The sequence below is a fragment of the Sphingomonas faeni genome, from assembly GCF_030817315.1.
GTDB lineage: Bacteria > Pseudomonadota > Alphaproteobacteria > Sphingomonadales > Sphingomonadaceae > Sphingomonas > Sphingomonas faeni_C.
This window is the reverse complement of sequence record NZ_JAUSZF010000003.1, coordinates 67,179-90,323: the sequence shown is the minus strand read 5'-3', so window position 1 is coordinate 90,323 and position 23,145 is coordinate 67,179. Positions and strand designations below refer to the sequence as shown.

At 59.3% G+C, this 23,145-nt stretch carries 12 protein-coding genes; 5 read left to right on the top strand and 7 right to left on the bottom strand.

Annotated elements, in window-relative coordinates; all coding sequences use genetic code 11:
* Positions 1-68: 68 nt before the first annotated feature.
* The 3 genes from tnpB to QFZ54_RS20540 all read right to left on the bottom strand — a co-directional run bounded on the left by tnpB (position 69) and on the right by QFZ54_RS20540 (position 2,542).
* The gene (gene tnpB, locus QFZ54_RS17910; RefSeq protein WP_056489367.1) at positions 69-416 is read right to left on the bottom strand and encodes an IS66 family insertion sequence element accessory protein TnpB; all 348 of its coding nucleotides are present in this window, start codon (positions 414-416) and stop codon (positions 69-71) included.
* Positions 413-760 carry a transposase gene (locus QFZ54_RS17905; protein ID WP_307089728.1) on the bottom strand — a complete coding sequence of 116 codons (348 nt, stop codon included), beginning with the start codon at positions 758-760 and terminating at the stop codon, positions 413-415. Before QFZ54_RS17905 ends, tnpB begins: the two co-directional genes overlap by 4 nt.
* Before the next feature lie 960 nt (positions 761-1,720).
* On the bottom strand, positions 1,721-2,542 hold the full coding sequence (locus QFZ54_RS20540; RefSeq protein ID WP_373458629.1) for an NAD-dependent epimerase/dehydratase family protein: 822 nt from the start codon (positions 2,540-2,542) through the stop codon (positions 1,721-1,723).
* A 163-nt stretch (positions 2,543-2,705) separates the two neighbouring features.
* Between QFZ54_RS20540 and QFZ54_RS17895 the strand changes: the two genes are divergently transcribed.
* Positions 2,706-3,569, top strand: coding sequence for a glycosyltransferase (locus tag QFZ54_RS17895; protein ID WP_307089726.1), 864 nt, complete (start codon positions 2,706-2,708; stop codon positions 3,567-3,569).
* Between the two features lie 996 nt (positions 3,570-4,565).
* Here QFZ54_RS17895 and QFZ54_RS17890 read toward each other — a convergent pair.
* Positions 4,566-4,817: a hypothetical protein gene (locus tag QFZ54_RS17890; RefSeq protein WP_307089724.1), complete on the bottom strand. Its 252-nt coding sequence runs from the start codon at positions 4,815-4,817 to the stop codon at positions 4,566-4,568.
* 143 nt (positions 4,818-4,960) lie between these two features.
* Between QFZ54_RS17890 and QFZ54_RS17885 the strand changes: the two genes are divergently transcribed.
* The 4 genes from QFZ54_RS17885 (at position 4,961) to QFZ54_RS17870 (ending at position 16,766) form a co-directional block, all read left to right on the top strand.
* Positions 4,961-11,875 (top strand): M10 family metallopeptidase C-terminal domain-containing protein, encoded by a 6,915-nt coding sequence (locus QFZ54_RS17885; RefSeq protein ID WP_307089722.1) that lies wholly within the window; start codon positions 4,961-4,963, stop codon positions 11,873-11,875.
* Positions 11,876-12,035: 160 nt separating this feature from the next.
* Positions 12,036-13,712, top strand: coding sequence for a TolC family protein (locus QFZ54_RS17880; protein ID WP_307089720.1), 1,677 nt, complete (start codon positions 12,036-12,038; stop codon positions 13,710-13,712).
* A gap of 62 nt (positions 13,713-13,774) precedes the next feature.
* A complete protein-coding gene (locus QFZ54_RS17875) occupies positions 13,775-15,442 on the top strand; it encodes an ATP-binding cassette domain-containing protein (protein ID WP_307089718.1) in 1,668 nt (555 codons plus the stop codon).
* A 10-nt stretch (positions 15,443-15,452) separates the two neighbouring features.
* On the top strand, positions 15,453-16,766 hold the full coding sequence (locus QFZ54_RS17870) for an HlyD family type I secretion periplasmic adaptor subunit (RefSeq protein WP_307089715.1): 1,314 nt from the start codon (positions 15,453-15,455) through the stop codon (positions 16,764-16,766).
* Positions 16,767-16,921: 155 nt separating this feature from the next.
* On the opposite strand, the gene QFZ54_RS17865 is transcribed toward QFZ54_RS17870, so the two are convergent.
* From QFZ54_RS17865 to QFZ54_RS17855, 3 genes are all read right to left on the bottom strand, one after another.
* The gene (locus tag QFZ54_RS17865) at positions 16,922-17,074 is read right to left on the bottom strand and encodes a recombinase family protein (protein WP_307089714.1); all 153 of its coding nucleotides are present in this window, start codon (positions 17,072-17,074) and stop codon (positions 16,922-16,924) included.
* A 252-nt stretch (positions 17,075-17,326) separates the two neighbouring features.
* Positions 17,327-21,661, bottom strand: a complete 4,335-nt coding sequence (locus QFZ54_RS17860) for a Calx-beta domain-containing protein (RefSeq protein WP_307089712.1) — start codon at positions 21,659-21,661, stop codon at positions 17,327-17,329.
* 466 nt (positions 21,662-22,127) lie between these two features.
* Positions 22,128-23,135, bottom strand: coding sequence for an NAD-dependent epimerase/dehydratase family protein (locus QFZ54_RS17855; protein ID WP_307089710.1), 1,008 nt, complete (start codon positions 23,133-23,135; stop codon positions 22,128-22,130).
* Between the last annotated feature and the right edge of the window lie 10 nt (positions 23,136-23,145).

The window sequence follows — 23,145 nt, the reverse complement described above, 5'->3', positions numbered from 1 at the left end:
ATTTTACAGCAGAAAACCGCCAATTTGTCGAGGCGTTTGATGCCGAACGCCTAGGAAAACCGAGTATTTCAGCCCGCCAGTTCGGGCCTGAACGTGTATTGTGGATTCCGCCAATCGATGCCTTCCAGCAGGAAGCCGAGTTGCCCCGCCGAGATCGAAATGACGCCGTCAGATGTCGCCGGCCAGGTGAACCGACCGCGCTCCAGCCGTTTTGCGTAGAGCGACATTCCGAGGCCATCGTGCCACAGGATCTTCAGCAGATCGCCGCGGCGACCTCTAAAAACATAGAGATCGCCGGCATGCGGGTTTCGTCCGAACCCCTGCTGGATCTGCATCGCCAGCGACGACATCCCCTTGCGCATGTCCGTCTTGCCGGTGGCTATCCAGACCCGTGCTCCGCCCGGAACAGGGATCATGCTTTGAGCTCCCGCAACGCCGCTACCAGCAAGCTCGCAGACACGCCGCCAGCCGCACGGATAATCACACCGCTGAGCTCGATGACCAGCATGTCGGACGGGCCGTAGTCGAGCTCGGGCGGATCCGCATGAACGGCCACAGCGGCAAAGCCGGTCGGCTGCGCGAGCTTGCTGCACAGTTTGCGCCGCCAACGATAGATCGACGAGGGCGAGACGTCGGCATCGCGCGCGATAGCGGCAACTGACGCGCCAGGCACGATGGCTGCCTCCACGAGGGCAAGCTTGCGCTCGTCGCTCCAGTGGCGACGCCGCTCAACGCCGGACAGTACAGTGATCTGGGTCATCGCCACGTCTCTAGCCACGGTGCAAACCACGGTGCTTGCACTGTGGCTAACATCTCAGCTCAGACCGTCACCCGCCAGATGCCCCTCACCGGATGCACACCTTTGAGCTCGCGCAACGTCGCTATCAGCAAGCTAGCAGACACGCCGCCAGCCGCACGATGGTCACACCGCTGAGCTCGATGACCAGCACGGTCGGTCTCGGGCGGATACGCATGAACGGCCACAGCTGCAAAGCCGGTCGCTGCGCAAGCTTGCTGCACAGTTTGCGCCGCCAACGGTAGATTGACGAGGGCGAGACGTTGGCAACGGGCGATAGCGGCAACCGGCGCGCCTGGCATAATGGCTGCCTTCACCAGGGCAAGCTTGCGCCCGTCGCTCCAATGGCGACGCGCTCAACGCCGGACAGTACAGTAATCTGGGTCATCGCCACGTCTCTCGCCACGGTGTAAATCACGGTGCTTGCACTGTGGCTAACATCTCAGCTCGGACCATCACCCGCCAGATGCCTCTCGCCGGATGCAGACTGATGAACAGCCATATCGTGCCGAGTGCGACCTCGGTGGCGTAATCGGCAAAAGACGCCTGCAACTCAGCCAGATGATGTTAGGCGTCGCCTTGTAAGTGGCCACAATCAACCCGGCATGCGTCTTGATATTAATCAAGCATCGATCGCCACCCTGCTGGCGTGGCGCCGGCGTTCCGTGCTGGTCTGCAAGCTACTGCCCCGGATGGCGCTCACAGCGCTGACACCGAACCGTACCGCCGCCTGCCGACGCGACAGACCAGCCGCGATCGCCGTTACAACTCTATCCCGAAGAGCTACCGACGAAGACCGCGCCATCCATGGCAGCCTCCTGTTCCGGTAGGAATCCTGAATAGAGGAACTGTGGCGACGGGTATCCCCTTACGGATCAGCCAAGAGAGAAACCGTTTTAATTGCCGGGCTATGCCGGCCGCAGGCTAATATTTTGCCTGCCATCCTATCGCATTCTCAAGTGCGTCACGATCATTCTCGAGTTGTTGCCGAGATACGTGTCCGCCAAGAATGCGATCAATCCAAGGGACAGGTAGCAGCCTTGCCTTCCCTTGTCCGAAAGCACGCGTGAGGGCGGCGAGGCTTCCTTGCTGTACATTTACGGGTACCCAAATTTTTCCGGCTGCTCGCGCAAAGATTGAATTATCAATCTGCAACAAATGAACGCACAGGTCAGCTAATGCGTCTAGCGAAAGAAAGCGACGGGGGGCCTTAGCGACGGCGAAAGGCAGCGGCCACCCTTTAGCGACTGCGTTCGCAATATGCCGCACAGCTCCACGTGCCCCCTGACCGTGCAAAGGAGGCAGTCGCAAGATCAACGCTGGGGGCGCCGATATTGGGGCCAACCCCGCCGCCTCCATGGCTTTTTTGGACCGCACGTATCTATCGTCTGGCCGGTCACGGCGTTCGGCATAAATCGAGCTAGCCGCGACAATGCGCGATATACCATTAGCCTCACACGCAGCTCGGATTGCTGTCAGATTGGTAGCCGCGATCCCAACGTGGGCCTCTTCATAGGACTTACGGTCGGCACGATCAGCGAAATGAAAGACCGCGTCACATCCGTGCAGCGCTGCGGTTAGACTTACTACGTCAGTTAGATCTGCCACAGTACGGATTATTCCTCCCGCTCCGTCGCCCGATGCCGTTCGGCTTATGCCAATGACACGATGACCTGCCGCATTTAATGCGTGCGCGACACGCCCCCCAGCCAGGCCTGTAATGCCTGTAATTGCTACTGTTACCATTCTCGATATGTAGACCCGTCCCTTTTCCACGGCAATGCGTTTGAACGGCCGCGCTATTTGTTTGCTCGGACTCGATCCATTTTTTTCGCTATCCGCCAGCACCCCACTTCCAGTATGACGATCGGTATAACGATCGCACAACCAAGCCTCAGGATACAATCAATTGAGTAAGTTCCATCACATCGCGACGCAAGCAAGTCAGTCAATTCCCGAAGATATTGATGTTTGTGTTTCATTTGTTTTATTTGGCAACAGCAGAGACGAAATCAGGCGATCCATAGCTCAGGTTCGGAAAAGCGCTGTATCCTTCCATATCGTATTAATAGATAATAGCTCTCCGCCAATAGAATTGGCAGATATCGAGGCTGATGATGTTACTATTATAGCCACGAATATTAACCTCGGGTATGGGCGGGGTCATAATATCGCTTTATCTGCCAGCAAAGGTAGATGTCGTTATAATCTGATTATGAACACCGACCTTGAGGTAAAAGATGATGCGATCGGCGGCATGGTTGCCTTTATGGATAAGCATCTAGACGCCGGATTGGCTATGCCTAAGGTTATTTACCCTGATGGATCATTACAACGCCTATGCAGACTTTTGCCGGACCCAGCGAATATTGTAGCCAGGCGATTCCTAAGCGGCACAACGTGGGCAAAATCTAAAAACGATAGATATGAGTTTAGCGGCTGGAATTATGACTCGGTTGCCGAATTCCCGTTTCTATCTGGTTGTTTTATGATGTGTCGTCGGTCGGTGTTGGACCAAATAGGTTATTTCGATGAAAGGTATTTTCTTTATGCCGAAGATCTTGACTTATCTAGGCGAATACATGCTGTATCTAAGACGCTTTTTAACCCAAGCGAAGTGGTAATTCACGAATACAGAAGTCAGTCAACACCCTCATTTGCGAGGATTAGATATGCCTGCGTGAGCTTGGTAAGGTACTTCTCAAAATGGGGGTGGATAGTTGATCAGGACCGAAACCGGATAAATCAAGAAACGGTCGATCAGTTCAGGTGATGAAAATTCCAAGCTAGCGTTCGCCAACAAGAGTCTCATCTCAGGGCAATGCCCTGATGAGACCACGTGGCGCCATTAAATAAGTGACATTTAGGGTCTTACGAACGCCGGAACTTATACTTACGGTAGATAATAACCGGGAATAGGCAACCGCCGCCCTATCAAATACCAATATTTTATTTGGTCCCTAATAACTTGAAGTAAATCATGTAAGCAAATGTATCTATACTGTTTTTGTTAGCAATATTTTGGCTGACGCGACGTATGCACAGGCTAAATCTTCCAGTCTATCCGGTAACATACCTCAGTTGGCAACTAGAGTGCCCGCGTTCCCAACTGAGCTAGATAGAGCCGTATCGGGCCCTTCTACTGCCGGTGGGCCACCAGGTCGGGCCGTAGCTATGTCGGAATAACGGCCACAATATCGTTTCCCGGTCAATTTACCCAGTACTAGCTCGCCGCAATAATCTTTTGCACGCATAACTACATCTCGAAGGATTAGCAGGCGTTCGTTGCGCAATTCTATCGTCAGATGTCCATCAGGGCCGACCATAACAAAGGCCGTCGACAACGTCCGGCGCCCTAAGGCGTCTGCGGACAAGTCAGCCAGTTGCGCAGCGACGGCGACAACCGAATTTTCAGATGCCGAAGTCGGCTTTAGAATGGGGCCTTGAGCGGCAGGTGCGCGGCTAATAGCGTCCTGTCCGGTCGAACCCAAATTGACGCCCCCCCCCTCTTCCAGCCTTGCTTCGTTTGTATCCCGAATGGCCGTTCGTGAAATCGAACCCGATTTGCGCATGCCCGCGTCCTGAAGTGAAGGCGTCCATACAGCGAGCGCCGAAGAACATGAAAGTAAAATGCGGAGCACCGCGTTCTCCTTCGACTAACTAGACTCTGTGATACGCCAACCGCGTCCGTGAGTCACGAGTGGGCCGGCATATGCTTCGGTATGTTAGGCATGAGAGGGCGGGCGGCAGCTAACATGACAGTTCATAATCAATTCCGGCTGTCTGCAACTTGTTTTGCAGGTAAAGCTTCGCCGACCACCGCCCAAGTTTTTTTAAGCGTTTCAGACGCTTCCCGCCAAAATGAACGTACTAGCCCTTGCCGATATCGGCACGCTGTGAAACTATGAAAATAATATGAACGAATCAAGGTGCCGCGCATGCGGTGATCTTGATCGGATGCGATCGTGTTAATGCGTTTGATCAACAAGAACGACATAATCGTGCCAAACAGGGGAAGCATAGATGAGCATTTTGGGCCTCGGCAATATCAAGCCTGCAGATGATAATGTCATTGGTTCCCAGGATCCACGGTCGCATGCCGAAAACCTGCCTGGCAACGAGGTAGTTATCGCCTCCTACGAACCGGTAGCAAACATCACCCCCTTGACCGACGGCGCTATGGGTGTTGGCACTTGGGACCCACTGGCCGAAATCGACCATCTGACGATCATGGACGGCTGCAACTGCGCTGCCTGCCAGGGCTTGCGCGAAACAAAGGACGGCGTCGACGGTGCCAACCCGAAGAGCGTAGACCCGACCGGTGCCAATCCGGAAGGCAACAACATCGGCGAGTTGCTGCCTCTCGGCACCAATCCGGACGGAAGTCATTTCTTCACGGGCAATCGCAACGTCGATGCCACCCTCATCGGGTCCAAATGGGGTATCCTGAACCTTACCTACAGCTTCCCGACATCGGGCTCGAACTATAACGGCAGCGGCTATGACACCAACGGCGTCAGCCTCTATCATGTCGACCTGGGCACGCAGCAGCAGACAGCAGCGCGCGCATCCTTCGCCCAGCTCTCGGCTGCAACCGGCCTGACGTTCCAGGAGATTACCGATACGGACACGGTTCACGCGAACATCCGCATCTCGCAGAGCGCAGACAACGACGTGGGATCGGCTTACGGCAACTTCCCGTCCGACACGCGCGGCCTTTCGGGCGACATCTGGTTCGGCCGTACCAACCAGCCCTATTACGACCTCGCCTTCAAGGGCACGTGGGGCTACGCCACCATGATGCACGAGATCGGCCATACGATGGGGCTAAAGCACGGGCATCAGGACTACACGAACAGCGATCTGTCCTTCTATTTTGGCGGCGCGCCGCGCTACGGTACCCAGTCGCTAACCCCGGACCGCGACGGGCAAGCCTGGTCGCTGATGACCTATACGCCGGCGCCGTTCACCAACAGCAACTTCGCCGGCGAGAAGATCAACCAGCCGCAGACCTACATGCAGTATGATCTGGCCGCTCTCCAGTACATGTACGGCGCCAACTATACGACCAATGCGGGCGACAGCGTCTACACCTTCAGCCAGACGACCGGCGAGATGTTCATTAACGGCGTCGGCCAGGGCGCACCGTCGGGTAACAAAATCTTCCTCACCGTCTGGGATGGAGGCGGTAACGACACAATTGATGCCAGCAACTATTCCAATGGGATCACGGTCGATCTGCGCCCGGGCGAGTTCTCAACGTTCGACCAGTCGCAGCTGGCCAACAGCCTGGCCTATCAGGGCCTGACGTCGCTCGCGCCCGGCAACATCGCCATGTCGCTGCTCTACAACAACGACACGCGTTCACTCATCGAGAACGTCAAGGGGGGCGCTGGCAACGACGTCCTCGTTGGCAACACTGCCAACAACATCCTCGACGGCGGTGCCGGCAGCGACGCGGTTATCTTCACCAACACTACCGGCGTGACCGTCACCCTGAACGATACCGGCGCGGACGTCATCGTCAGCCATGACGGCGAGACCGACACGCTGCGCAACATCGAGAATATCGGAGGTACGATCGGCAACGACACGCTGACCGGCAACAGCCAGGATAACATCCTCAGCGGTGGTGCATCGGGAGCAGATACCCTGATTGGCGGCGCCGGCAACGACCGTCTGATCGGTGGTGGCTTCACTGTTACTACAAGCTTCGTCGTGACGCCTGAGTCCGCACCGTCGAAGGCCGACATCACCAAGCCGCAGACCGCCAACAACGGCAGCATTGCCACTGCGGTGGATACGGCCGGCGCCTACGATATCGATGCCAATGCCAACATTACCAATTCGACCACGATCCCGCATGCGACCATCAACGCCACCGCCGCGGGGGGCGCTTTGGAATACTACCGCGTGGACGTAACCGCGGCGGGCGCTCAGGCTATCTTCGACATCGACGGCACCGGCTCGCTGGACGACAGCATCATCGAGTTGGTCGACGGCGCCGGGACCTTGCTGGCCACCAACGATACGGGTCCGGGCGATCCGGGCACGAGCTTCAACGACGACGCCTATATCACCTACACGTTCGCTGCGGCGGGAACCTACTACATCCGCGTCGGCCGCTATACGTCTTCGGCGGTCGCCCAGCCGATGCTGGCGGGTCAAACATACCAGCTAAATATCTCGCTTCAGGGTGCGGCCGGATCGACCATCTTCACGACCAACAATACCAGCAGTCTCGTGGCCGACGGCGGAGAGGGGAACGACTACCTGCAGGGAACGATCGCTAACGACATCCTGAATGGCGGCAACGGTAATGACACTGCGTCGTTCGTGACGGCAAACAGCACCACGGCGACCGGCGTTACGGTCGACCTAAACCTGCAGGGCGCAGCACAGAACACCGTTGCGGCAGGGAACGACACGCTGACCGGTATCGAGAACCTGATCGGTTCGCGGCTCGACGACATGCTGATCGGCAACGCCGACGCCAACGTCATCGAAGGCGGGCTCGGTAACGACACGCTGGTCGGCGGAGCTGGTAACGACACCGCGTCCTATGCAGGCGCCACGGCCGGAGTGGCTGTAAGCCTCGCTTTGCAAGGTACCGTACAGAATACCGGAATCGCGGGCATAGACACGCTCAGCGGCTTCCAGAACCTTCAAGGTTCGGCCTTTAACGACACGCTCACAGGCGATGCTGCCGAGAACGTGCTGTCGGGCGGCGATGGTGACGACACCCTCAACCCAGGTGCAAACGCCGGCGGCACGGTAGACCTGCTGGACGGTGGCGCCGGATCGGATACCGCGTCGTTCGCGAGCTACACCGCCGGCGTGACGGCCTCGCTTAACGGTGCAACGGACAGCGTTGCCACCGTTGGTGGTGTGCAAATCGCTGCCTTGCGCAACATCGAGAATTTGACCGGTGGCGACGGGAACGACGTCCTGGCGGGCGACGGCAACGCTAACGTGATCGACGGTGGCCTTGGCGACGACGTGCTCAACGGCGGCGCAGGGATAGACACCGTGTCCTTCAGCGGCACGACGGGCGTGACGGTCGACCTGAACGTTCAGGCGGCGCAGGCTACAGGCGTCGGCAACGACATCATCGTCGGCTTCGAGAACGTCCGTACCGGCTCTGGTGCGGATACGATTACGGGCGATGCCAACGACAACATCGTCTTCGATGGCGGCGGTGCCGACATTTATGATGGCGCGGCCGGGTCGGATACCATCGACTATTCCGCCTCGACGTCGACGGTCTCGGTCAACCTGAACACCATCGTCGCCCAGACGGTCGGAACCTTCGGGGGCCGCGACACGATCACCAACATGGAGAACGTAATCGGTGCGGTCGGGTTCGCCAACGTGCTCACGGGCAGCGATACGGCGGCAAACCGTCTGGTCGGCGGCTCGGTCGCTGATTTCCTAGTCGGCGGTGGTGGTGCTGATACCCTTGTCGGCAATGCCGGCAACGACGTAATCTTCGGGGACTATGTCAACACGTTCAACACCGGGGCGACGACCGCCGACGGTAACGACGTGCTTGAGGGTGGGGCCGGTAACGACAGCCTCATTGGCGGCATGGGCAACGACATCCTGCGCGGTGGCGACGGCGACGATACCCTGGTGGGCGGCATCGCCAGCGGGAGTGCGGCCGGGTTGACCACCGTCTTCACCAACGACGGCGGCGACGACACGTTCGATGGTGGCGACGGCAGCGATACTGCCTACGCCTATTACACTGATCACACCGGTGCGATCAGCTTCGATCTCGCCAACTTGGCCGGCAATAGCGCGATTACGGTCAACGGCGTCCAAAGCGGCTCCTTCACGAGCATCGAGCGCGTGATCTTCCGCGGTGGTCTCGGCGACGACGTCGTGCGCGGCAGCGGTAGCGCAGACACGCTGGTCGGCAATCAGGGCAATGACCGGCTCGACGGCTGGTTTGGCAACGACACCCTGTCCGGTGGACTGGGCGACGATATTCTAAACGGCGGCGAGGGCCTGGACACCGCCACCTATGTGAACGCGACGGCGGGCGTGAACGTCGATCTCCGGATCCAGGGCGTGGCGCAGGACACCGGTGGCGAGGGTGTCGATACCCTGGTCGACATCGAATACCTGGCCGGATCGAGCTACGGCGACACGTTGCGCGGCAATGACGACTTCAACCTGATCACCGACACCGGGGTGGCCGCCACGACTGCGCTCGGTCAGACGGACTCGCTGTTCGGCTATGGCGGGAACGACAGCATTTTCGTGACGCGTGCAGCCGCAGCCGTAGCGACCAACATCACCATGGACGGTGGCGACGGCAACGACTTTATCGAACTCCGCGGCGGTACGGTCACCGCGGCACCGGCCGCGATTGCGGTCGGTCTCTCGACCGCCACCTACCTGGCCCCGGGTGCGACCTCCAACGATCGCAACCTCGATGTCGTCAATGTCGTGGGTGGTGAAGGGAACGACCGCATCATCCTGACCGGCGTCGCCAGCGCCACGATCGACGCAGGAACCGGTGCCGACATCGTCAGCATCAGCATGCGCGGTGCATCCACCGTCAACAACTACCAACTCACGCTGGGCGCTGGTGCGGACACCATCCAGTTGGGTGTTGGTGCCACCGCCGGCTCCTCGACCGACGTGGCCACGACGACTCGAACCAACCGCGTGACGGACTTTGAGCGGGGCAATACCGGCGACCGGTTCGAACTGAGCAGCTTTCTGAACTTGGGGCTGACCGGTTACACCGCCAACAGCAACGCCTTTGCCAGCGGCAATCTGCGTCTGGTCCAGTCGGGAACAGATCTGCTGCTCCAGAGCGACCGCGACGGCGCGGGCGTCACCAACAGCTTCACGACCATATTTGCGATCAGCAACGGCTACACGGGCGGGTTCACGGCCTTCAACTTCGACGGGTTCATCGGCAGCCTGGTGCTGACGGGCTTCGCCACCGACGAGACCCTCACGGGCGCCACTGGCAACGATGTCCTCAGCGGCATGGGCGGCAACGACGTACTAATCGGCCTGGCCGGCAACGACACACTGGACGGTGGTGATGGCGACGACGTGCTGATCGGCGGGACCGGCGACGACACCCTGATCGGCGGTGCCGGAAACGACACGGCGAGCTACACCGATGCAGCCCTCGGCGTGACGGTCAGTCTCGGCCTTACCGGCGCGCAGGCGACCGGTGCCGGCTCCGATACCATCAGTGGAGTTGAGAACCTGATCGGGTCGGTCTTCGATGACAATTTGACCGGAGACGCTGGGGCCAACCGCCTCGACGGCGGCGTTGGCAACGATACGTTGAACGGTGGCGATGGCGACGATATGCTGCACGGCGGTCTCGGCAACAACACCCTTATCGGCGGTACCGGAAGCGACACGGCCTCGTATAGTGATGCACTGGCAGGCGTGACGGCGAACCTCAGCCTCGGGGGCGCACAGGTTGCCGGGGGAAGCTTCGACATCCTCAGCGGGATCGAAGGTCTTGTGGGCTCGGCGTTCGACGACGCTATGACTGGCGACACAGGTGCCAACACCATCGATGCAGGCGCGGGCAACGATTATGTCTCTGGCGGTGCGGGGAATGACCTCCTGATCGGCGGTGCTGGCATCGATACTTTGTTCTATGGCGACCTGACTGATACGGTGCAGATCAACCTGGCTTCAGGTCAGGTGAATGCCGGCACGCAGGGGGGCATCGACCAGGTTTCGGGCTTCGAGATCGCGATCCTAGGGTCGGGCAACGATCTGTTTATTGGCGATGCGACCGACAACACCGTCCAAGGCGGTGCTGGCGACGACCAGCTGTTCGGGTCTGCAGGCAACGACAGGCTGTACGGCGGGATTGGTTCGGACCAGCTGTTCGGGGGCGAGGGCAATGACTTGCTTGACGGCGGGATGGGCGTAGACTTCCTGAATGGCGGGGCGGGCGACGATCGTTACGTGATCGACAATGTGGGCGATCAAATCAGCGAATTCGGCGGCAGTGGTATCGATACAGTGATGTCGAGCATCAGTTACGTGCTCGGTGCCGATCTGGAGAATCTGGTGCTGACCGGCACTGCGGCCATCAACGCGACCGGCAATGATGGCGCGAACTATATACTCGGCAATGCCGGCAACAACGTTCTGGCAGGCGGCGCAGGCGATGACACCATCGTTACGGTCACCGGCACTGCCGGTATCAAGCCGGATGCGGGCTTCGACCGGATCGATGGCGGCAGCGGTATCGATACATTGATGCTGGGTGGGGTGCAGTCAGACTATCACGTGCTCAACGCCGACGGCCATACATTCTTGGTAACCGCCCGCGGTGCGACCGAGGTTTCGGGTATCGAGCAGGGTGCCTTCGGCTTTACGGCGGCCCAATCCTGGTCGACCGTGTTGACAGGCACAGCCGCGTTTGACGGATTGAGCTATATCGCTGGTTGGAGTGACTTGCGTGCTGTCTACGGCACGGATGCCGCTGCGGGGCAGGAGCACTTCTTACAGTACGGCTTTACCGAAGGCCGGTCATTGTCGTTCAACGCGCTCGACTACATCGCTTCGTGGAGCGACCTGCGTCTAACCTTCGGCACCGACGCAACTGCTGGGGCACGGCACTTCATTGAGTACGGCGCAACCGAGAACCGTGACGTCACTTTCGATGGCTGGACCTATCTTGCCTCCTATAGCGATCTTATCCAGACGTATGGTGCCAATGAGACGGCAGCAGCAGAGCACTACATCCGGTTTGGCGCTGACGAAGGCCGGGCGACCAGCTTTGACGCGGTCGCGTATGCGGCAGCCAACGTTGATCTAGCTGCCGCGTTTGGTACCGATCAAGAGGCACTGGCCCGCCACTACGTTACGTACGGCTATGCGGAGGGCCGGGCACTTGGACCCGGCGCTGCAGTCATTGCTCCCGCGGCGCTAGTTGCAGTTTCAGCAGATACGACCGTCCCTACCGCTGCGTTCGTTGATACCAACACAGGCCATCATGATACGCCGCTGTTCCATGGTGAGGGGTGGCTTGTTGCCCCTGACGTCACGGCTTTCGAAACCAACACGCTCATTATCGCCTAGTCGGTCCCACACACGTAGAGCCGAAACCCACAGTTACTAAAAACTGTGGTTTGACCGGCGCGGAAGGAAGCTTCTGCGCCGGTCCTATTTTTACCTGTCGACCTCTTTCGGCCGTAATACGAACAGCGACTTTATGCGACAGTGCGATGGCAAGACCGATATGATTCCGTCCGCGGCCAGCAAGCGCCGCATAGGACACGCCATCATTCTTGGCGGGTTAGCGATCACGGTCGCACCCGTAGCGGTCGCGCAAGTCGTTACGACGCCGCCCGGCTCCCTTGTGATAGATCCGCAACAAGGAGCAACGCCGCGCCCGCTTCCGGCTTCGCCGATGCTGCCCTCTCCGATGTTGCCGGCAAGTTCTGTACCCGCACCGACCACGCCTCCTCAGCAAAGTCCGCTGCTGCCTATCCCTACTACGAACGATCCCATCGCGAATGCTCCTGTTCGGTCGCCCGCGACGCACTCTGCTTCAACCCAGCCTCTTCCTGTGCTTCGCCGTACATTCGAGGGGGGACTGCCTGCCCCTGCCCCAGACCCGCTGCGGATTGATCCAGCGACCGATCCGGTATTGCGTCTGGCCCGAAGTTCTATCGATCCCGTACCATTTCGTGCCGCAGTTGCCGAAGCGGTGCGCCGCAACCCGGCGCTGGACGAGTCCCTCGCGCTAGTCGAGGAGGCGGACGCTGTCCGCGACGAAGCCAAGGCGCGAAGGCTGCCAACCGCGGACGTGTCTGTGTCCAGTTTTCAGATTTTAAGCCGCGCTTTTTCGAACGACCCCGGCAACGTGCTCGAACGCTCGCGCCCGCGCGGTCGAACCGACGGGCTCATCCGGGTGCAGCAACCCGTGGTGGACTGGGGCTCGAGCCTCAGCCGCGTCCGCGCAGGTGAGGCGCGGCTCGAGGCGGCACGCACAGCCGTGGAAGATACTGGTACGCAGGTCGCATTGAGAGCTGTAGCAGCCTGGTATCAGGTCTACGGCTACCGTGTCTTGGTACGGCTTGCCGATGCGTTCACGGCCAGTCAGCGGGACCTGCGCGTGGCGCTCGAAGGTCGCATCATGCAGGGTGCCGCAGCCCCTGGCGACATCGCGCAGGTCGATGGGTATATTGCTTCGGCCGATGCCCAAGCTGTCGACTTCCGTCGTCTTCTAATGAGCGCTGAAGCCCAATATACGGCGGTGATCGGATCCTCCCCTCCCCGCGACCTTGGCCGGGCGCCCGTCCCGGCCCTCGGTGCGATCACACACGCCGGACTTCCCGACGATGTTGATCGCCTGCCAACAGTACGCGCTGCAAAACTGGGCGTGGACGCCGCGCGGCTTGAAGCGCGTGCGCTTCGCTCTGATCAGCTGCCTCAGCTGTCGGCCGGCCTTGACGCGGGCCGGTACGGTATCATCGAAACCGAGCGGGACTATGATATCCGCGGGAGTATTACCTTGTCGATGCGGCTCGGCGGGGGTGCGGCAGAGCGCATGCGCCAAGCGGCGGCACGCGCTAATGGTGCCGATGCGCGGTTGCGGCGCACCCGTATCGACGCCCAGCGCGATGCCGAAATTGCGCTGTCCGATATCACCGCGTTGGAGGGCGCACGCGGAGCGATCGAGACCAACTACATCGCAAGCCGCCGGTCTCGAGACGTGCTGGCCGAACGGTTCCGGGTTGCCCGCGGAACGCTTTTCGAGTTGCTGAATGCCGAAAACAACTATTTCGGGGTCGCGGCTCGCTATATCCAGACCGTGATCGAGCTCGACAGTGCTCGATATGCCCTTCTCGCCCGTACTGGCCGGTTACTGCCGGCACTTGGCATCGACCCTGCAACGCTGGACTCACGATGAGCAGATCAACTGACTTGGTTGAGCACCCCCGCCCACGCTTCGCGCCGTGGCTAACAGAGCCGATGCTTCGCAACAAGGCGACCTACATGAAGGTCGCTCTCGCTGCAGCGATGGTGAATATTTTTGGGCTTATCACCTCGCTCTTCACGATGACGGTGTACGACCGTGTCGTGCCGAACAACGCCGTCAGCTCCTTGGTCGCTCTGTCGATCGGGCTGCTTGTCGTCGTCGTCTTCGACTTTCTACTCCGTATTCTGCGCGCCTATTTTACGGATCTTGCCGGCGCTGACATCGATCATGACGTGGGTAGCCGAGTTTTTCGACGGCTGGTTGCAATCCGGCTTGACCAGAAGAAAGGCTCAACCGGAGCCCTGACGGGCATGATGCGAGAGCTGGAAACGCTGCGAGACTTCTTTGCCTCCGCAACCATGACGGCACTGGTCGACGTGCCCTTCATCATCGTGACCCTAGTGTTCATTGCGATACTGGGGGGACCGCTGGTCTGGGTACCGCTTGCCGCAATTCCAATCGTGGTGGGTGCCGGATGGCTGACCCGCCCAGCCCTTGATCGGCTCTCGGCGAAGGCAATGAGCGAAGGACTGTCCAAGCAAAGCGTGTTGGTTGAAACCATAGGCGCATTGGAAATGGTCAAGACCTCCGGGGCCGGACGTTTGCTCGGGCGGCGTTGGAGCCGCGCAAACGTCGCGCATGGCGATAGCTCGACGCGTCAGCGGCTGGTGTCGACAATCGCAACAACGGTGGCGGCGTCGGCCAACACCCTCTCTTATGCGGGAACAGTGGTCGCTGGCGTGTTTCTCATCGCTGACCATCGGCTTACCACCGGCGCTCTGGTCGCCTGTTCAATTCTGTCCGGGCGGGCAGTGCAACCGCTCGCGACCATCGCGGCGCTGCTCTCGCGCCTGTCATCGACGCGTACCGCTTACAAACAGATCAATGGCATGATGGAGACCGGGTCTGAGGAACCAGGCACCGGTGCTCTGCGCCCCAGTAAGTTCGACGGTCGTATCGAGCTACGCGGGGTCGAGTTTGGCTATCCAGGTGCTGCAGAGAAGACGCTTGCGGGATTGAACCTTGTTATCCCGGCGGGTCAGCGTGTCGCACTGTTGGGCAGAGTCGGATCGGGTAAATCAACGATAGCGCGCCTTATTCTCGGCCTCTATCCGCCGCAGGAGGGCCTGGTGATGATCGACGGAACCGACATTCGCCAATACGATCCCTCGGTAATGCGCGGATTGATCGGCACCGCTCTTCAGGAGCCGGTACTGCTTTCTGGAAGCGTCCGAGACAATATCATGCTCGCTCGTGACAAAATCGACGACGTCGAGATGCTCCGTGTCGCCGAATTATCGGGTACTCATAGTTTTATGGGGCGGATTGCTAACGGCTACGACCTTCAACTCACCGACCGTGGCGAGGGATTGTCGGGTGGGCAGCGTCAGGCGATTTCTCTTGCCCGAGCCCTTGCCGGCAGACCTCAGATCATTGTGTTCGACGAGCCTACCAGCGCTATGGACCAAGCCAGCGAAGCTCAACTGATCGGACGACTGGAAACCGAACTCCAGGGGCGGACCTTCGTGCTCATTACGCATCGGCCTGCGTTGCTGCGCCTCGTCGAACGGATTGTCGTGGTGGAAAACGGCCGTGTGTCGCAAGATGGCCCGCGTGACGCGGTGCTGAAGGAACTCCAGCGCCCCCGTGCAGTCGCGTAAGAGGCCAGATATGACCGACACAGCGCACCACACGCACCTCGAAGATTTGGCCGACAGGATTAAACCCAAAGCCGTTTCCAACCTTCTTCTCTGGCTCATCATTGGCTTCGTCACGATCTTTGTGATCTGGGCGATCGTGGTGAAGCTCGACCGCACAGTTCATGCCAGTGGTCGAGTAGTGCCGTCCAACCGGCTTCAAGTGCTGAGCAATTTGGAAGGTGGCATTGTCTCGGAGATCCTGGTGCGCGCTGGCGACGTCGTTCGCCGCGGCCAGCCTTTGATCCGCCTCGATCGCACCCAGGCAGGATCGGAACTAGGCAGTTCGGAAGCAACGGTAGCGGCGCTTGCCGCCAAGATCGCGCGGCTGCAAGCCGAAATTGCTGGCCGCGATCCAGTCTATCCTGCCGCATCGACCCCCGAAATTGCCGAACAGATTAGTATCGAGCGCTCGCTTCACGCCGCCCGAATGAGCGATCTTTTCAGTTTGACCTCAGCTGCTGCTGCGCGTGCAGCGCAAGCGTCGCGGGCCGTCGCGGAGGCGCGCGCCGCCTATCAGTCCCGAGTTTCCGCGCGGGATTCGGCACGGCGGCAACTTGATCTAATGCGTCCTCTGGTGGAACGCGGGATCGAGCCGCAGATAACTCTTATCCAGCTTGAAAGCAGTGCGGCAGTCTCTGGCACCGATGCCGCACAAGCAGCAGCTGGCATAGCGCGAGCGGAATCGGGCGTTGCAGAGGCGCGCGCTTCGCTCTCGCAGGTTCGTGGTGCATGGCGAGCGCAGGCGGGTACCGAACTTGCTGCAGCGCAGGCAGAACTGGGTGCTCGGCGCCAGGCTGTACCAGCACTGGCCGCCCGGCTTAGCCGAGCAACGGTATCGGCACCGGTCAGCGGGCAGGTCAATCGGGTTCTGGTTTCTACCGTCGGTGCAAGCATCGGTGCTGGGCAACCTATAGTAGAAGTCGTGCCGTCCGCTGATGCGCTCACCGTAGAAGCGATGGTCAGTCCCAAGGACATCGCCTTCGTTCGGCTTGGCCAGCACGCCAAGATCAATATTACTGCGTATGAATCCGGCATCTACGGCGGGATGGACGGCCGGGTTGTTATCATATCGCCAGACGCAACAGTGGATGAACGCTCCGGCGACAGCCACTACATCGTACGCGTACGGGCCGACGCTCAAAATTTTAGGGGCCCGGACGGCAAGCGACTTGCGATCGGTTCTGGCATGACGGCAGACGTAAACCTGATCGGAGACAAAAGGTCTGTTATGGCTTACATATTGTCTCCGTTCACTCGGCTTCGTGAGAATGCTTTCAGGGAGTAGTAGCTGCAACGTGACACGCTAGGTTCGCTGGCGCCGTAGAGCCTTGCCGTCTCAGCGCCGGATTTGCGGCCGGAGACCACAGACTCTGCGATCTCTTGACGCTGTTTGTCGGCGAGCTTGCGCCGGCACCCGCCAATCGTACTTCTGCTCTAGCTTTATAAGACAGCGCTGGCGCGCTCACGGATCACCGCCCGTTCGAACTCGGCGAAGCTGCCGACCATCTGCATCATCATGCGCCCCGTGGCCGTAGTGGTGTTGATCACTTCGGTCAACGAGCGGAAGCCCGCGCCGAGCGCGTCTCCGATCAATGTCCGTCTTTACCTTCCGGGAAATGAGCTACTGCGCTACTACAGTTGATGGCGTGTCCTATGCGGCGCTTGCTGGCCGCGGACGGAATCATATCGGTCTTGCCATCGCACTGTCGCATAAAGTCGCTGTTCGTATTACGGCCGAAAGAGGTCGACAGGTAAAAATAGGACCGGCGCAGAAGCTTCCTTCCGCGCCGGTCAAACCACAGTTTTTATTAACTGTGGGTTTCGGCTCTACGTGTGTGGGACCGACTAGGCGATAATGAGCGTGTTGGTTTCGAAAGCCGTGACGTCAGGGGCAACAAGCCACCCCTCACCATGGAACAGCGGCGTATCATGATGGCCTGTGTTGGTATCAACGAACGCAGCGGTAGGGACGGTCGTATCTGCTGAAACTGCAACTAGCGCCGCGGGAGCAATGACTGCAGCGCCGGGTCCAAGTGCCCGGCCCTCCGCATAGCCGTACGTAACGTAGTGGCGGGCCAGTGCCTCTTGATCGGTACCAAACGCGGCAGCTAGATCAACGTTGGCTGCCGCATACGCGACCGCGTCAAAGCTGGTCGCCCGGCCTTCGTCAGCGCCAAACCGGATGTAGTGCTCTGCTGCTGCCGTCTCATTGGCACCATACGTCTGGATAAGATCGCTATAGGAGGCAAGATAGGTCCAGCCATCGAAAGTGACGTCACGGTTCTCGGTTGCGCCGTACTCAATGAAGTGCCGTGCCCCAGCAGTTGCGTCGGTGCCGAAGGTTAGACGCAGGTCGCTCCACGAAGCGATGTAGTCGAGCGCGTTGAACGACAATGACCGGCCTTCGGTAAAGCCGTACTGTAAGAAGTGCTCCTGCCCCGCAGCGGCATCCGTGCCGTAGACAGCACGCAAGTCACTCCAACCAGCGATATAGCTCAATCCGTCAAACGCGGCTGTGCCTGTCAACACGGTCGACCAGGATTGGGCCGCCGTAAAGCCGAAGGCACCCTGCTCGATACCCGAAACCTCGGTCGCACCGCGGGCGGTTACCAAGAATGTATGGCCGTCGGCGTTGAGCACGTGATAGTCTGACTGCACCCCACCCAGCATCAATGTATCGATACCGCTGCCGCCATCGATCCGGTCGAAGCCCGCATCCGGCTTGATACCGGCAGTGCCGGTGACCGTAACGATGGTGTCATCGCCTGCGCCGCCTGCCAGAACGTTGTTGCCGGCATTGCCGAGTATATAGTTCGCGCCATCATTGCCGGTCGCGTTGATGGCCGCAGTGCCGGTCAGCACCAGATTCTCCAGATCGGCACCGAGCACGTAACTGATGCTCGACATCACTGTATCGATACCACTGCCGCCGAATTCGCTGATTTGATCGCCCACATTGTCGATCACGTAACGATCGTCGCCCGCCCCGCCATTCAGGAAGTCTACGCCCATCCCGCCGTCAAGCAAGTCATTGCCCTCGCCCCCGAACAGCTGGTCCGAACCAATCCCGCCGTACAGCCTGTCGTTGCCGCCGCCCATCAAGAACAGATCATCGCCCGCTCCGCCGATGATCGTTTCGTTAGCGTCAGTACCGATGACTATCTCTGGATTTACGTCCGTGACGGTAACGGTGAACTGTTGATCGCGGAAAAGTCCGCCTGCGTCGGTGACCCGCGCCGTGAACGCCACCGTTGGCGTTGCCTCGTAATCGAGCAAGGTCCGCGTGGTGACTTCCCCCGTCGTTCCATTGATCGCGAAGCGCTCGCCCGCATCGTCGAGCAAGCTGTAGCTAAGAGCGCCACCTTCGGCATCCTGGCCGGTAACGGTGCCGACCACCGTGCCTGCCGCCAAGTTTTCGGCCACACTGCTGGCGCTGATCGTGAGATTGGTAGGCGCCGTGTTCGCTCGTGGAATGTAAAGTTTGGCCAGCGCTTGATCATGATCAGTGATGCGAATGCTATCGGGCTGCTCAGCGTTGTAGTGCACCACATCGAATGCAGCGCCATCGAGCAGATTGTTCGAGACAATGATATTGTCGAACGCTTGTAGATAACCTTCGAATAGATAGGAGTAGCGCTCTTCAACGGGCAGCAGGGTGTAGAGATTGGTCAACCTGCCATCATCGGTCAGTCGCGATAGCGCAGTCTCGTAATAGTAACCATTGAAGTCGCCGAGCGTCGCCACATGCACGTTCACATTCGCAGCCTGAAGCGTGTCGATGTAGCTCTTAATCGCATTAGCTTGGGCTGTACGCGAGCCGTCGCCAGCTTGGGCGGGGGGCTGATTGGCTCCAAACAGCGTGTCCGACCCACCTCGCGACGTGCTGTGGGCATTCACCACTGTGACCTCTTCGCCATTGAAGCCGAACGTCGCGACCAGCGGTCGCCGGCTGCCGGTGAACGCTTGATCCTCAATCAGCCGGACACTTCCGTCTACCAGGCTGACCCGGTCAGGATTGTACAGGTAGCCGTTGCGGATGTTGCCGCCCGGTTCGCCGCCCGTCGTGTTAGGCGCGGAAGGCGCCACCTCGGTGTAACGATAGCGGGGGCCGCCAGCTGCGACGATCGCATCAATAATCGACTGGGCGGTCGCCGTTCCCGACAGGTCAGTGCCGGTCCCCGCGCCATCAGCGTCCTGTATTTCCTGCAGACCGATCACGTCCGGGTTACGTAGCGCCTGCGTCACCTCAGTCGCGATCAGCTGAAACTTCTGCGCTCCGTCGCCCGGGTCGGCGTTTTCGACGTTGAAGCTTGCGATCGTCATGTGATCAAGGTCGCCAACAAGCGTGCTAGTCTCGCGACTTGGTGCTGGCCGGTCGGTAGTGACACTGAGCCCCCCGATTGGATCCAACTCATAGCCTGCGCTCGTGCCGCCAGTGTTGCCGAAATACGTGAGGATTCCCGTAACGTCGCCAAGCACATCGCCCTGATCGAACGTGCCGCCACCTGGAGCGTAGATCTTGATCTTCTCCGGCCCGTTGTCGCCAGCTGAGATAGTTAGGCCAAACCGCTCATTAAGGCCGGTCGCGCCGATACCTTGGTTGGCCACGACGTAAGTCTGGCCGACAATGTCCGTCGCCGACACAACTAAAGGCGCGCGTACGGTAACCATCATACCTTCGAGCGACTCATAATAATCGATGCCGTCGGTCGAAGGTTCGTAGCTCTGCAGGCGATCGTCGTCGATGATCTGCGTTGGTGGAGCATAACCGCCCGCTTCTGTTGAGATCAGTGTCGCGGCTGGAAGCGCTGCCGCGGCGGTAGTGACGGTGACGCCCGTGGTGCCGGTCAGGCGGGTGATCGTAAGGTTGGCAGCGTTGGCAGTATACTCGGTAACATTCCCCGTCAGAGTGACGGCGTTGCCTACCGCGACGGTCGGCGAAACACTACCCGTTGCCACGAAGATTGCATCGGAAGTACGGCTATCGCCATCGCCGGTCGCATCTTGAAGATAGTAACCGCGGTCTGAGCCATTGGTCCGTAACGCAGTGACGACGCCCGAGGTTTGGACTGTCAAACCCTCGTAGGTGGACCGGTGACCGAGACCTTGGATGTCATAGATCGACACTGGTCCGGTGTCATCGTTGATGATAGTCACCCGCGCCTGATTGTCGGGTAGCAGAAAGCCCTGCGGGCTGGAGAAATTGACGAAGAAAGATTCGTTTGGCTCGTTGCGCGTATCACCTAGTATTGCGAGCTGGATCGTCACGGTGGCGATACCAGGATTGAAGGTCACGACCCCGGCGTCCATGCGGTAATCGCTACCTACGAGTGCAGTCCCATTGGCCGTCGTGTAATTAACGGTCGCCGTCCCTTCCGTGTCCGTGCGGGTCAGTGTCAGAGCCGCAAAACGCGTTCCGCTATTCCCCTCTTCGATCGTAACGTCCGAGAAAGTAAGGGTCGGGGCATCGGTGACACCGGCGCGTACATTGAGGTTATCAATGCCAATCTCGTCACGATTACCGCTGCCGGATGAGCCGGTATGCCCCCAACGCAAGTATAAGTAGCCGCTGTCAGCTACCACCACGTCGCTGATCGACACCATAGCCGCGACGTTAGTGAAGCTAGCTGCCACCGTTGTATCAGCGGCGCCAGGCGTCGTGAAGGCAGTCGAAGAAACCGGTGTAAAGCTGACGCCATCGGACGAATAAGACAGCTGTAGCCCGTCGGCCCGTCCACCGCTGTTCCGGTAAGCCCAATCGAAGGCTACTTCGAAGCTCGTGGCAGTGAAGCCAGTCGTGTTCTGGATGCGGGCTTCAATCGCGCCGTTGCCTTCAACAAAGTCGCTGCCAGTTGGCTGAATCACCAGCGCTGCGTTGGCCGATGGGGAATATACTCCTCCGCTAGTCGGGTCTGCCGAGCCTAGGATCACGCCACGACCAAAGTCATTAGCCGGGGCTCCAACCGTGGGGGAAGTGAAGCCGTAGGCCGGAGCGGCTAAGTCGCTTAGCCCCAAAATACGGAAAACGTTCGAGTTCAGTCGACCGCTGGTTGCGTCGGGCGCGAAGCCGGTCCCGGTGAAGCCATCAAAGCTTGTTGAGTAGAGAGGCTGCGGTCCCTGTGGCGCAATCGCGTCGTTGGTTCTCGTGCCGGCATGCTTGCTATCGGTGGACGCAGTCATCTCTACCCCGTTTTTATGAGTGCGCCGTTTGGGATTTGGCGCCGTTGATCCGGTCATCTATAAGAAAGATGACACTAGAATGACGAGAGGTTATCAAAGTTTACAACCTTTTACGGACCTGAGCTTTGTAAATTCTGTTTCCGCTTGAGCCTAGCCACCAATCTCGTGCTCCCAACGATCTGCGGGTACGGCAGGCGTGATACTCGTCAAATTTCTCATTGAAGCGTAGACGCACCACGTGGCTGATCCCACAACGTCCATCGTCGGCATCGACTTTCCGAACGAGGATAAATCGAGAGCACAGGCACATGGAGTGAATGCTCTGCGCGCCTAGCGAACTGGTCGAGCTACGAGCTCAAGCATGATTACATAATGCAAGCAACACTCAAGAGTGTGACCGCCAGTCAACGACCGAAAGGCTGAGCATCTCGCCACCGCCCAACCAGGGTCATCTGGTCATTAGTATCTATGCGCTGTGGTATCCTTGATACCAGTGAACAAAACGCGGAACGCCATCTGCTATAGTCGTTCGTGGCTCGAAGCCCAGATCACGCTGGATCGCCCCAATGTCTGCGAACGTATCGCGCACGTCCCCGGGCTGCATTGGTAGCAAGCGACGCGTGGCAGTACGGCCACAGGCTTGCTCGATAACTGATATCATATCATTAAGATCTTCAGAGCGGCTATTACCAATATTGTAGATACGGTGCGGACTAATGCTGCCACCGGCCTTAACCACGCCGTCGTCGGCGGGGGGATTGTCAAGACACGCAACGACACCAGCGACGATGTCGTCAATATAGGTAAAGTCGCGCCGCATTCGCCCTTCGCCGAACACGTCGATCGGCTGACCTTCCAAGATAGCCTTGGTAAACAACCACATTGCCATATCGGGCCGACCCCACGGGCCATAGACGGTGAAGAACCGCAAGCCGGTCTGTGGCAGACGGTAAAGATGCGCGTAGGTCTCGCTTATCAGCTCGTCGGCCTTCTTGGTGGCAGCGTACAGCGACAGGGGCTGGTCTACGCGATCCTCGACGCGAAAGGGCAAAGTGTCGTTGCCGCCATATACCGATGATGACGACGCGTAGACGAGATGCTCAACCCGACGGTTGCGTCCGATCTCGATCATGTTGAGATGACCGGCGAGATTGGCTTGGAGATAGGCGCGCGGATTCTCGATTGAATAGCGGACCCCGGCCTGCGCGCCGAGATGGACGATGCGGTCGAAATGCTCGCCGTCGAGCTGGGCGTCGAGTGCAACGTGATCGGAGAAATCTACCTGTTTGAAGGTGAAGCCCCCGTTTGAGTTGGCGCCATCCTTGCCAAGTTCGGCCAGTCGCGCATGCTTCAGCGTGACGGCGTAATAGTCGTTGAGGCTGTCGATACCGAGCACTTTATCCCCGCGGGCAAGCAGGTGACGACTGACGTGGAAGCCGATAAACCCGGCCGCGCCGGTAACGAGAACGCGCATAGGTGTCTCC